The sequence below is a fragment of the Ruegeria sp. Ofav3-42 genome, assembly GCF_022347725.1.
Taxonomy (GTDB): Bacteria; Pseudomonadota; Alphaproteobacteria; order Rhodobacterales; family Rhodobacteraceae; genus Ruegeria.
Map to the genome: position 1 here is coordinate 1 of NZ_JAKRGB010000038.1, position 12,761 is coordinate 12,761.

The following is a 12,761-nucleotide window of genomic DNA, read 5'->3' on the forward strand; positions in this document are numbered from 1 at the left end:
TCCAGCACGCCGTCGCACCGCCTTAACAATACGATATCACCGTCTCGAAGCGTTTGGCGCTTGGGGTGCCGTCACCCAAGCAGCTTGAAATCCGAGAACCACGAGTTCTCTTTACACAGGCGGTTAAAGTGACAACACCGATCGAGGACTGCATGGGCTCTGATGATGTGACCGCCGAATACTGTTCTATTGAGAATTACATAAGAATTGGGAGTCTAATGCCAATAATTGTTGTCGCTCGCCGATGCGCGGACGACTGGCTGCGCAGAAAGCTTGGCGCTTCGGCCGAAATCGGTTATTTATCGGCCATATAATCCAGCTGCTCGTCACCATTCTTCGACACCAGAGCGAAATTTCGTCGCGATCGACAACAGCTATTTTGTGACACGGCGACGGGTTCAATTTGACGAAAAGACTTTAGAAACGAGGACTGCAATGACCGGACCTTTGGACAACCCCGATCACCCGCTCGCAAAAATCATCGCTGAGGCCGAGGCCGCAACCGAGAGGGAAGAACTGGAGGCCGCGCAGGCAAGGCTCCGCGCTTTGCTGACTGAAGGGTTTGTGAAAACCGAAAGCACTGATCAGCCCTATTCCGCCGCCGTAGAAATGACCGATGCCTTTCGGGCCGAATATTTCCCGCAAGCCGAAGGTGGCGCCGAGGCCGGGTTTGGAGAATTCATTGGTGGCTTTGCGGTAGACGCTGCCAATGCGCTGGCCACGTCGGAACGGCGCATCGCCTTCCGCTTGAAAACGCTCTTCGGGTTCCGGGGGCTACGCATGGTCGAAGAGGGTGACAGTTGGACCCAATACCCGATCCTGCTTGAGGATATTATCGACCAACTCGACGGCAATTCCGATTTCGCGATCTATTCTGTCGGCGCGGCCGGCGACCTTGTGGCCGATATGGCTCAGAACAAGGAGTATCTTCAGGCGATCAAAGTCAGCAAGGCGACGGCGATGCTGTTGTCGGGCGGCGGCAACGACCTTTTCGGCAACCTCAAGGATGTGCTTTATGATTACACGCCCGGTGCAACGCCAGCCGCGTTGATCAACGACGCGGCCTTTGGCCCGGTTTTTCGATCCGTCATGGCGGGGTACCGGACGATCATCTCTGATGTGGTGTCGGAGTACCCGCATGTGGTGATCTTTGGCCATGGTTATGACCTGCCGTTCCCGCTGGAGGACGGCAAGTGGATCGGCCCGGCCTTGCAGTTCCGCGGCATTCCCTTTGACGTGGGCCGCGAGGTCTTGCGCGTGCTCATGGATCGGTTCAACGCGGCATTGGCGGAGCTAGCGGTGGCTGAGTTGAACTTTGTCTATTGCGACCTGAGAGGGCAGGTAGATCGCGGGCCAAACAGCTGGTTCGACGAATTGCATCCCAAGAATGCAGGCTATGCGCGGGCGGCAGAGGTCATCGAAGGCGAGATTCGCAAACGCATGGTGGGCGGTACCGAGAGCGCCAGCATGACCAGTGCCAAAAGCAGTACAACTGGTGGCACCGACGGCGGCGCGGAACACGCGACCACGGCCACAAAAACCATCGTTCTGGATCCGGGTCACGGCGGCAATACCAAGGTGGGCGGCTCCAGCGCAAACAACGCGAAAGGACCAAACGGCACGCTGGAAAAGCATGTGACGCTCGACGTGGCGCAGCGCGCGCGAAGCATTCTCGAGGATCGCGGCTTTGACGTGCTGCTGACCCGCGAGACGGATGTGAATTCCAGCCTCGCGGCGCGGGCCGGGGTGGCCAAAGCTGCCCATGCCGCAGCCTTTGTCTCGATCCATTTCAACGGGTTCAACAACAGTACACAAGGGACTGAGACCTTTGTGCACTCTTCGCTGTCGGCAGGGGGCGGGCAGGCGTCGCAGGCGCTCTGCCGCGCGGTGCAGTCCGAAATGATCGCCGCGCTGGGTCACAATGACCGCAACAAAGGGCATCCAAACGGCGTCAAGTTTGGTGGGTTCGGCGTGCTCAACCCGGCGAGCCACGCCAGCGGCACCGCTGCGGTGCTGCATGAGGTCAGTTTCATGGACACAGCTGCAGAGGAGGCGCGGCTTGGCACCGTATCCTACCGACGCAAGATCGCGACGGCACTGGCCGACGGGATCGAAACATATATGGCGGGCACCATGGGGGCGGAATTCGCCACTTTCGCGTCCACCGAGTTGGAAGACGGGTTCGAATTGGTTGCGACCCATCCTGGCGTAGCATCGGCCAGCACGCCTTTGCCCGGAATGGGGGTTGAGTTCGCGACAGAAATCTCCAACGGGCACATGATCGCCGAAAGCGCGCCCGACTTCCTGCGCAGCCTAGCCGCCGCCGAGGCGCGCTTTGCCGCGCGGGGTGCCAGCCTGCCCAGCGACGACGAAGGCAATGAGCCCGACGATTTCGACCCGGCCCTGCCCGCAATCTTTTCGGGGATGACCACCGACGCGGACTCCAATATCGACTTACTAAGCGGGGTGTTTGGCGGGGTGGAATCCGGCGGGTTCGACCATGCGGCGTTCGAGGCCTTCATCGGTGGGTTGAACTTGCGCTATTTCAGCGCCAGTGAATTCCTGTTCCTAGGAAATTCGAACAATTCGGGCGGCTGCAAAGGCAAGAACAGCCTGCCGCCGCAATCGTTGTGGCCGCGTTTGACCAACACCGCGCTGATGATCGACGAGATTCGGCACCGGCTGGGCGCATCGGTCACGATCAGTTCGGCCTTTCGGGCAAAGCCTTACAACAGCTGCATCGGTGGTGCGACCAAATCCCAGCACATGAATTTCAACGCGCTGGACTGGCGCTGTTCCAGTGGAACGCCGTCGGACTGGTTTAAGGTGGTCACCGATCTGCGCGATGAAAACCCATCCAAATTCAACGGGTTCATCCAGCAATACAACACGTTTGTGCATATCGACACGCGCCACGTTTAGACGCGGGTACAAGGTGTTTTAAAAAAGGAGAACTCCGATGGCTGATACACCTCCCGGGTTTGATCCGGAAATTGATTTTGTCGCCGATTGGAGCGATCAGACCGTGTTCAGCGATCTGGTGCGCGCGGCCAAAGTGGACAATCTACCCAAGATGCTGGAGCAGTGGCGGGCCAAACCCATAGCGCCGGGCACCGGTGGTGCCGAAGCGACGGTAGGCCAGCTTGATATGGTCAACGCCGCACTGCTGACGCTTCTGGCCGAGCACAGCAGGTCAGTCTGCCGTCTGGTTGTTCCGGGCGGTCCATACACCAACTATCTGGGCCAGCCCGCCATTCAGGGCTGGTTCGGCACCGGGTTTCTGGTCTCGCCCAACATCCTTTTGACCAACCACCACGTGCTGAACAGTGTCGAGGTCGCCCAGGCGGCAACAGCTGAGTTTGACTACCAGATTATCCAGACCGATCTGGTGGACGGCCCGCCTGACAGCGCGCCATCGGCTGTGACGTTCAAGCTGAACCCGGACCGGCTTTTTCTGACCAGCCAGATGGGGGATTTCGACTATAGCTTTGTCTGGATCGATCCCGCTGCCGCCCAGAAATTCGGGTCGATCACCATGACACGCGGGTCCTTCACGGTGCGCCAGACGGAACCCACTTATATCATCCACCATCCCGGCGGTGCGCCGAAACAGGCCTCACTGGACGATACCGAGGTGCTGTCGATCAATTCGAGTGCGGTGCTCTATGCCGCCGATACCGCAGGCGGGTCGTCGGGGGCGCCGGTCTTTTGCAAACGTGGTCGGCTGGTGGCGCTGCACCATGCGTGGCGGTCCACGTCGGCGGTGCGGATCATGTTCCCGACGCTCACCGGCAAGCTGAACGATGGCGGTTATACCAATGTAGTGAACGAAGGCATCAAACTGTCCGCCATCGCCATCGATCTCGAAGGCAAAGTGGCCGAAGGTGGCGACGATGCCTCGGCCGCCGCCACCGTTCTGTCGGCCTTTCGCGGGTCGGACACGTTGACCGGCCTTTTTGGCAGTTTGGGTCGCCATCGGACCGGCAGGAGCAACGAATCCACCGGGCCATCGGCCTATGAACAGGTGGTGCAGGTTTATCAGGGCAGCGAGATGGACATCGACATCGGTGCCTGGAATATAGAGTGGTTTAACCGCGAGTTCACAGACGACCGCAAGCTGGACCGCGTCGCCACCATTATCACCGATCTGAACCTGGACATCTGGGCGCTGGTCGAAGTGTCCCCCGATGCTATGGACGCGCTGGTGGAGCGGCTGAAAAAGAAGTTCCGGCAGGAATACATGGCTGCCTATTCCGAACCCGATGCCAAGACCGGCAAACAGACTACTGCCGTGTTGTGGCGGCCCAATGTGGTCGACGGCGCGCGAGTGGAATGGCCCGCTGAACTGGATGCGCTTTTTGCCCTCGACAGCCGGGACGACCTGCCGTTCGAGGCGGTGCATGGCAAGATCTTCAACCGCTACCCGGGCCTCTTCCGGTTCAAACTGAAAAGCGATGAAAAGGCCTTTGAATTCTACCTTGTTCCTTTGCATCTCAAGGCCATGAGCGAGGGCAGCCTGCGGCGGCGTCTGGCCTCCAAGGCGCTGTCCTATGCGGTGACGCAGATGGTTGAGACCCATGGCAAGGATGCCGATTGGGTGCTCTTGGGCGATGTAAACGCGACGCTGGCCAGTCAGGATTTTGACCCGCTGGTGACGGGTGGTTTCACGCCACTTTCGGCGAAGGACGAGGCCAATGGCGCATTCACCTATCTCAAGTCGCCTTATAAGAGTTTGATCGACAATATTTTTGTTTCGGCCAATATGTCCAAGGTGGTGGACGAGGATGATTTCTACATCGTCGCTACCGACCGCGCGGTGAGCCGGTTTGTCAAGGACACTAGCGATCACCGCCCCATCGCAATGCGCATTTCCCTGAAGGATTTGCAGGATGCCAAGGGGCATCTGGTTCAGCCCGCCTCGACCGATGTGGACGAAGCGTTTGATCAAGTTCTTTCCAGCGCTGGATTGCGCGCCGCCAGCATGCTGGCACCCGCGCCTGCCAGCGCGGAAACCGGCGAGGCGCAAAGCTGGCTGGTGGGCAACCGCGACAAGATCGCCTTTTTCAACGACAACAAGTCGGCTCTGCAAAACACCATTGGGGCGGTCAACGCTGATCTCCCGAACCGTTTTGGTGCGGGTGCGCTGCCCCTGACGTTGGAGGATGTGGCGGTGGTCTACATGGCCGAGGCCGGGTTCACCGATGGTAAGATCGACCCGGGCTTTGTCCATTCCAATGGCGAATTCGGCCTCTTCCCGCTGCCCGACAATATCAATTTCTGGGTCGGCGGCGGCGCGCCTGCCTTCAACCTGCCTATGACGCTGGATGACAATATTCGTTTCTATCTGGCCTATCTGGCGGCGCTCAAAAACAAACCGGTCAAGTCCTTGGCGAACCGGACACTTTATCCTGATCTTTTTGCCGAACCGGGGATTGCGGGGTGTCCTGTGCGGCAGGCCAAGATGCTGGCAGGTGTGGTGCACGGTTACTTCTTCAGTGGCAATTTCTCTGACGGGGAGGTGCCGACCGACGCGATTCTGCAGGGCTATGTGGCTGACACGCCGTTGGGTCCTCTGATGCAGGGCACGACATATGTGCATGCTGGCAAATCGCTGATGGATGGACGGCAGACCAATATCGAAGACGCGCTGCGGTTGCTGGTCTAGGCCGTGGTGATAATACTCTTCCCTTGATTTGTTTTACGTGATTCACGCCGCTCGACTTTAGTTGGGCGGGGTGAAGCATGGCACGGAGTTTGATGTTGGGCGCGGACTGGGTGTTCTTCGAGCCGGTTTTCCGGGACTTGCGGGCTCGCAACGGGCGGCAGGGGCCGATGATTGCCGAAGGTCGAGCGTCTACAAACAGTTCCGCTGTTGGACGCTCCCACGCCTGTTGGGGGCGATCCTGCAGGCGCTGAACGAAGGGGCCGCCGAGGGTTGTGTCGCAAACTTTGGGCCTAGATTGACGAGCATGCAGGATTGCTGCGTTCATACGGTCCAAGCTAGTGGAAATGCTCCTTCGGCCCTCTGTTTAGGTATAATCCTCAGGGCCGACGTATTCCAGAGAACCCAGAATGCCAAGCTTGGATTGTTCGCTGCCACCATTGCCATTGGCCACTGGTGTTCTTCCCCCTTCATCTGAACAGTCATTGTATTGAGTTTATTGGCACCGGACTCTTGTGTGAATGCGCCTTAATCGCCTGGTTTTTCACATCCTAGGATGAAAACAGACTATGCCTTGAAACTTTGAGCGCCAAGTGTCATACATTTCATGTCACGTGTCGCAAGGGGAAATCTGATGGCACAGGTATCTGAAGTCGAAAACGATGCAGTCCGAACATACAGGTTGCTTGGCGGCAAAAAGGTCTTCCGGACCCCTATCAAGAATGCTTTGGATGCCCACGACGTCCTTGAGCGCGGGTTGCCGTCAGCATCACTGCTCTTCCTTGTTGAGAAGATCGACCTCTTAAGGGAAGAGGGCGTACTTGGAAATGCGGTTGGCATCAGTGTGCGAACACTGCAAAGGCGCAAGTCGGACAAAAAAACGAAGCTTCTCAGTGTCGACCAGAGCAATCGCGCATGGCGGTTCGCTGAGATCCTCGGCCATGCGATTGAGGTCATGGGGTCCAGGGAAGAAGCCGAGGCGTGGATGAGTCGTCCTGCGATTGGTCTCTCATATCGCAAGCCCGTTGATTTGCTGGCAACAGCCGCAGGGTCCGAGGCTGTCGAAGAGTACCTGACACGACTCGAATACGGGGTTTATGCGTGACACCACTCCCGCCGCCACTTGGTTCTGGTGAGCTGCGCTTCTGGCGCATTGATCAAGAACGACACTACAAGACCTGGCGCTCTGGAGAGGGTGCGTTTCGGGTTGGTGGTCGTTGGAACTCCCGTGGCGTACGCGCCGTGTATACGTCGTTGGACCCCGCAGCAGCTTGCCTTGAGGTCGCAGTGCACAAAGGCTTCCATGTGCTAGATGTTGCTCCACATTACTTAACTTCAGGTCGGGTAATCGACCTGTCATTTGTCCACACTGTATTTCCAAAGGATGTCCCGAATCCAAACTGGTTGACACCTGCGCCTCCCAGCAGGAACCAACAGGTTTTTGGAGACGAACTTCTGGAAAGGCACAAGTTCGTATTGATCCCGTCTGCGGTTTCCAATCATAGTTGGAATCTGATTTTCGATGCTGATCAAGTGCGCGGGCTATATGATGATGTCACCCAGGAACGGTTTGCGCTGGACCCGAGAATCCATCCTTCATGATGAATGTTGGGCGCAAATATAGGTCATTAACGCTGACTTAATTGCCATAGCGTTCATTACGGAGATGGAATAGGTCTCTCTGGAGTGCTATGTGCAAGGGAAGGTCTTTTCAAATGCTGCAAGCAAAATCAGTGAGGCTGGTCGGTCTTCTGCAAATGGGAACTCTGTCACGTAATCTTCCAGAATTGAGACGATCTGCTCAACATGAAGAACAAGGCCACCTAGTTGGCAGTTAAACTGTGTATCGCCTCTCTTTTTTAACGTCGCGTTCGCAAATATGAGCGCCTCTTCAACGCCCCTGAGATACCCAAGTATGGTATTGCGAACTTGGGTATTTGAGGAGTTATAGTGTTTGATTATTCGAAGCGTGAAATGAGATAGAAATCATTTGCTAGCGGTGAAGCCGGAAAGCTGATCCAAAGGCGGTGTCCCGAGAGGGGACGCAGGGACGAACGATCTGCGAAGGTTACCGGATGGGCCTAGGAGCCCACTTCGACTCAATGCAACGTTCGGCCTTGTGAAACCCGATACAGCACGGTCGCCTCACAGCTATCAGTGCGGACAGATCCTTGAAACCCTCAAGGGAAACACCGCCGAGCTCCACAAATTACAGATCCAGAGCCTAAGCATCTCTGACGTCAGCAGAAGTTTTGAGCAAGAGAAGGGACAAAGGGGTAGTATTGGTGTAGAGATTTACTCATTGGGTTAAACAAACGTCACAGAAAAATCAAACGCCCTTTTGTCCATCACAACTCCAGCGTGTTTTCTTACACGGGTTGAAGCCGAAACGGAATTTGGGTTCTCCAGGTCTCCCCAAGTCTGGGAAAAAAACTCCTTCCATAGTGCTCTCATCCGACTTCGGACTCGACGTTTTTTTATCGTATAGAATTGCCATGCGACCAAAGATTTCCAATCCTGTAGGAGATCCTGTTCGCTCACACCGGAGGCAGAATCCGGCTTCGCTTCGTCCGGCACAGTTGTAAGAGACCATTTCCGAGAAACGCTACCACCGGATGCACTGGCATTGGTATCGCTGGCTCTATACATGGTGGCCCCTAGTCCGCTACTCTTCGCAGAAATTACGCATGCTATGCCGCCTCGTGTGCATATACCCCTAGCGTCGGCTGCGTTAGCACCAGATTTAAGCACAGACTCGCTCCAAAACTCGACCTGCTTCTTGGCAATTGGCTCTGCGCGGGAAACAGACTTCCAACCTGCGGTAAACCAATGGCCCTCGTCGTTGAACCGCGTTCTGATCGCGTCGGCCCAAGGTTCAAGGGTGTTTCTCACGCAACTTGAGCTCGGGTTCCCGATACACAGAACTTTTGTCAGTGCCTTGTCCAAAGTGTCAGTAGCCGTACCGCCCTCGCCAGTTTCGGCGTCAACCTGTTGCCAGTGTTTTGCCGTCATTGCCGAACCCCAATGTTCCAACAGAAACTCCCAAACGTCCGGCTGGTTCTTGAATTCGGCAAAAAGCTTTGAGATATTGCTTCGGATCCAGTGCCCCATGCCTATCGTTAAGTCAGGGTCGGCAGGATCGTAGTAGTGGACCTCAGAGAACACTCTCCGAGATGAACTTGATGCGTTAAACAGCTTGTGCATCAAATGGACATCTGACGCGGGTTCGAGCGCGTGAATTGGGTCGTCATCAACGTAGTTCATTGAATCCCTCCTAAAAAACTATTTTTGAAAGTCTGCCTTGGAGCAAGTAAGATGCCGTGAGGGGTAAATCAGACGCTTGAAATCATAATTCTACAATATTAGTCGAAAAAGGAATTTCCGATGTCCCACATCATACTCGTTCACGGTCTCGGTGCAACTGACAAGAGTTGGTTTGATGTCCCGAGCTTACTGGAGGCCGCTGGTCACACCGTTGACGCGGTACTTCTTCCTGGGTCGATCCTAAGCGGATTGAACGACTTTACTGCAAAAATTTCTTCAACTCTTCGACCAGGAAACCCGTCTGTGCTGATCGGACATTCTATGGGAGGGGTATCGATTTCTCAGGCTGCCGCAGAAAATCCGGATCGCGTTTCAAAATTAATCTACGTAACTGCCCTCGTTCCGAAAGATGGTGAATCCGCTGGCGGAATAATTGGGGGTTTGGGGACTAGCTTTGACAAAGTCGGGAATGAATTCGACCGAGTAGGTGTCGACCGTGATCATCCTGCTCGACGCTTCCCGGTATTCGGAGCCCTCATGGGTGAATTTAGGTCCAGCGCCAACTTTGCTGATATCCCTAAGCACTACGTAAGATGTACCGCGGATACTGTTGTAACGCCCCTAAAGCAGGCAGAAATGATTAACAAATGGCCTGGCACTACAGAGTCGGCCGTTCCGGCAGGCCATATTCCTCAGAAAGAGGTTCCCGACGAACTTAGCCGTTGCTTGCTCGAAGCAATACTATAGTTACATCTAAAATGGTCATGGTCGTGGCCCTAAAGTCCAAAAACCATTATCTTCAAGTCAAACTCACAAATGGCCTGCGATGGCAAGCGGTCTGAGTAAATCTCTTTGGTACTGGGAGCTTCTCTGCGCCAGGGAACTACAGTTTGTTAAATGAACTACTTGTTGAACTCGTCTCTAGGGATGGGGACTGTTTTCGAGTTGGCCCGCTCGTTTTTGATACTGTTGAGCGAATATGGCTCATGAATAGAATGTTGGTTAGCAGACGTGTTGGTTGCGCTTGACAGAAGCCAGCCAAAGAGTGGAACCTCGAGTCATTTAGTGGAGTTTACTTTATGACGGTCGCACTTTCTGCTTCGAGTTGTTTTCAAACAATGAAGCTAAGACGGATATTCTCTCTCTTTATCTTCTTTATTCTGTCCTCATGCACTCTAAATTCCGGGGCGGCTGAGTTTATCGCATACAGGCAAGCGTTCGAAGAGTCGCGAACGGCGAGTGAAGCACTTTTCGACCTTTTGGCGAATGCAGAACGAAAGCAGCAGCGTATTGTTGCTGATCGAACGTTAAAAGGTGAGTTTAATCCTAATTCTACATTTCTTTATACAGACTTATCTGATCCACCGCTGGCTAGTGAGTACAAACGTAGCTTCGACACTATAACGCGATACAATCAACTCATGGTCGCTTTGGTTACCGGTGAAAAGGCACGGGTTTTGAACGATGACCTGGAATCTTTGGCGACATCAATCGTATCGCTTCCTGGAAGTGTGACTGGTTCATCTAAGCTTGGTGCAGTGGAGGCCTTTATCCCCGTTCTTGGCACCATCTCAGAATTCTCCATTGGGATTCACAATAGAAGAATCTTTGCTGAAGAGCTGGCAGGAGATTCAGAAGCTGTGATTTCTCTAATGAATGAGATGCGCAACGGCGCAGGTACGATTGTTAAGTTTATCCGTGCGTCGTCAAGCAAGAGCAAGAGCGAAGTCGAAAAGTTGGTTGCCGATTGGGTAGTCTTGATGGATCAGAATATTTCAGCATTGCGGCTAGCGCAGAATGCAGCTCGTAACCCGCAGTTCGGTGCCGCAGATGTTCAAGCACTTCAGGAAAGGATTCAAGAGATTCGCGATGCAGCCAAAGAGGTGAAAGAAGGTTTAGCGCAGCTTTAATAGTAGCGATTTCTAGACACTGATTGGAGGGAACTGTTATGTCTATGACATTTTCAGAAATGAGCGAACTCATTTCAACGTTAGAGACTGAGTTGACCGAGGCGACAACAGAGGGCAATGCAACTCGCGCCAATGACATTAAGACTGCCATAGACGATGTAACCTTCCTGCGCGCGCAGTCTTTGGTTGCCGAAGGCAACGCGCTGGCTGCTCAAATTGCGGCGGCTCGAATCAGCGTAGAGCAAGTAATCGCGCGCCTTGAGAGCCGCACAGACATTACCAGAATCGTCAATTTGGCATCTGGCCTAGGTGTGTCTACTTCGGCGAATGGGCAGGTGACTGGCAACAGCGAAATTATTGAGAGTATGCGCAATGAGCCTCCTGTCGCTGGTATGGACAGTTCAGCAGTTCTGCCGCCAGGTGGGCCATCAACCTTTATTGCCGCCCACAAGACAGCGACAAAGACAGTTTTGCTTGTGGATGATCAAGGACGTGAGTTTCTCCGAGTTGGTGGCTCCCGTTCATGGCGAAACTTCAATCCTGGGAATATTCGTAAAGGAAACTTTTCTACAAATAACGGTGCTATCGGCGACGACGGGAGTTTCGCCATCTTTCCCGACAAAAAGACTGGCCAGAAAGCTATTGAAGTTCTACTCCGTGGAAGAAGCTATGGTCCCCTAACGATTAAAGCTGCGATCAATCGGTACGCCCCTCCTTCAGAAAACGATACCGATTCTTATGTTAACTTTGTGGTTCAGAAAACAAGCCTGAATCGTGGCGACATTCTTGATGACTTAAGGATCGCCGACATCCGCAAGATAGTATCCGCAATCGAAATGATGGAGGGCTGGGCACGCGGCGAACAGCGCCCTCACATACCCTTTAGTGGCTTCGATGGGGTTAACCCTTTGGGCGGGGGAGCCGCTTCAGGAGTAAGCGCAGCAATTGGCGCTGCATCGGACTGGATGGAGATCGCAAAACGAGAGGCGGCTCTGCCGGTGGACAAGCGAAGCGAGATAGCTGGACCGCAGAGTAACCCACGGATTCTAAAGTACTTCGAAGTCGGTTCCACTTGGTTTGATCCGGATAATGGCGATGAGACCGAATGGTGTGCTGTGTTTGTCAACTATTGTTTGGAAACAAGCGGCTATGTAGGAACAAACCATCCCGGTGCACGATCTTTCTTTTGGAACAAAAAGCGACAGTTTATCAAATTGGATGCGCCGCGAAAGTTCTGCATCGCAGTCAGAAGATACGCGCCATTCGCGGACGTAAATTGGGATACAGGCGCTGGTCATGTTGGGTTCGTCGTAGACTACTCCGATACTCACGTGACACTTTTGGGCGGAAATCAAGGCAATACTGTTAAAGAGAAGACATTCCCAAGAAGAGTGCAAGCCGCTGATGGAACTCTGAAATCAGAGTTTGTTGCGTTTATGATGCCTGTGATGAACTAGGATGGGCTGGCACTCGTCTAATCGGGTGCCTTCGTTATCGTTTTGAGGAAAAAGGCGCGTGGCTTTCGGCTATCTTTAAGTCTCTTTGGTTAAGCCAAGGTGTCCGGTCGAATTTGAGGCCAGTTCAGTTAGAAGCTAGAGCAATTCACCCAAAACCTGAAACGGCGAGATTTCACTTTGGGCTTGAACTGCGATTCATCCTTTCCATGAAGGCGGATCACATCAACTCCATTGCCGGATGCGTTTCGGGCGTTGGCTATTTGGTGCAGGGGTCGTGCCCGACGCTTCTCAAGCATCAACGTCGCTCTTCCCTCAACGTCCGACGAATTGGAGAAGCCCAATGACCTGAGCCCCAAGTTTCCTCCAACCTTCGGAGAGTCCTTGGGTTCGGTTTGATGGCCTTACGCGGCCAGTTTGTCCATGTTCATTTTCTCTGCAAATTCCATTGGCGTTAGGTTGCCCAACGCC

General features: G+C 54.2%; 9 protein-coding genes. 7 read left to right on the forward strand and 2 right to left on the reverse strand.

Annotated elements, in window-relative coordinates:
* Positions 1–435 precede the first annotated feature (435 nt).
* The 4 genes from MHN28_RS24395 to MHN28_RS24410 all read left to right on the forward strand — a co-directional run bounded on the left by MHN28_RS24395 (position 436) and on the right by MHN28_RS24410 (position 7,264).
* Complete coding sequence (locus tag MHN28_RS24395; RefSeq protein ID WP_239345606.1) at positions 436–2,922, forward strand: N-acetylmuramoyl-L-alanine amidase; 2,487 nt, start codon at positions 436–438, stop codon at positions 2,920–2,922.
* A 37-nt stretch (positions 2,923–2,959) separates the two neighbouring features.
* A complete protein-coding gene (locus MHN28_RS24400) occupies positions 2,960–5,665 on the forward strand; it encodes a trypsin-like peptidase domain-containing protein (protein ID WP_239345607.1) in 2,706 nt (901 codons plus the stop codon).
* A gap of 631 nt (positions 5,666–6,296) precedes the next feature.
* Positions 6,297–6,767: an antitoxin Xre/MbcA/ParS toxin-binding domain-containing protein gene (locus tag MHN28_RS24405; RefSeq protein WP_239345609.1), complete on the forward strand. Its 471-nt coding sequence runs from the start codon at positions 6,297–6,299 to the stop codon at positions 6,765–6,767.
* A complete protein-coding gene (locus tag MHN28_RS24410; RefSeq protein ID WP_239345610.1) occupies positions 6,764–7,264 on the forward strand; it encodes an RES domain-containing protein in 501 nt (166 codons plus the stop codon). The genes MHN28_RS24405 and MHN28_RS24410 overlap by 4 nt, the downstream gene beginning before the upstream one ends.
* A gap of 87 nt (positions 7,265–7,351) precedes the next feature.
* On the opposite strand, the gene MHN28_RS25185 is transcribed toward MHN28_RS24410, so the two are convergent.
* Both MHN28_RS25185 and MHN28_RS24415 read right to left on the reverse strand, forming a co-directional pair.
* Positions 7,352–7,624 carry a Rap1a/Tai family immunity protein gene (locus tag MHN28_RS25185; RefSeq protein WP_370645811.1) on the reverse strand — a complete coding sequence of 91 codons (273 nt, stop codon included), beginning with the start codon at positions 7,622–7,624 and terminating at the stop codon, positions 7,352–7,354.
* Positions 7,625–7,969: 345 nt separating this feature from the next.
* Positions 7,970–8,926, reverse strand: a complete 957-nt coding sequence (locus tag MHN28_RS24415; RefSeq protein ID WP_239345611.1) for a hypothetical protein — start codon at positions 8,924–8,926, stop codon at positions 7,970–7,972.
* Between the two features lie 120 nt (positions 8,927–9,046).
* Here MHN28_RS24415 and MHN28_RS24420 point away from each other — a divergent pair, with 120 nt between their 5' ends.
* The 3 genes from MHN28_RS24420 to MHN28_RS24430 all read left to right on the forward strand — a co-directional run bounded on the left by MHN28_RS24420 (position 9,047) and on the right by MHN28_RS24430 (position 12,293).
* Positions 9,047–9,673 carry an alpha/beta fold hydrolase gene (locus MHN28_RS24420; protein WP_239345613.1) on the forward strand — a complete coding sequence of 209 codons (627 nt, stop codon included), beginning with the start codon at positions 9,047–9,049 and terminating at the stop codon, positions 9,671–9,673.
* Positions 9,674–10,005: 332 nt separating this feature from the next.
* On the forward strand, positions 10,006–10,836 hold the full coding sequence (locus MHN28_RS24425) for a hypothetical protein (protein WP_239345615.1): 831 nt from the start codon (positions 10,006–10,008) through the stop codon (positions 10,834–10,836).
* A gap of 38 nt (positions 10,837–10,874) precedes the next feature.
* Complete coding sequence (locus tag MHN28_RS24430; protein WP_239345617.1) at positions 10,875–12,293, forward strand: TIGR02594 family protein; 1,419 nt, start codon at positions 10,875–10,877, stop codon at positions 12,291–12,293.
* The last annotated feature ends 468 nt before the right edge of the window (positions 12,294–12,761 follow it).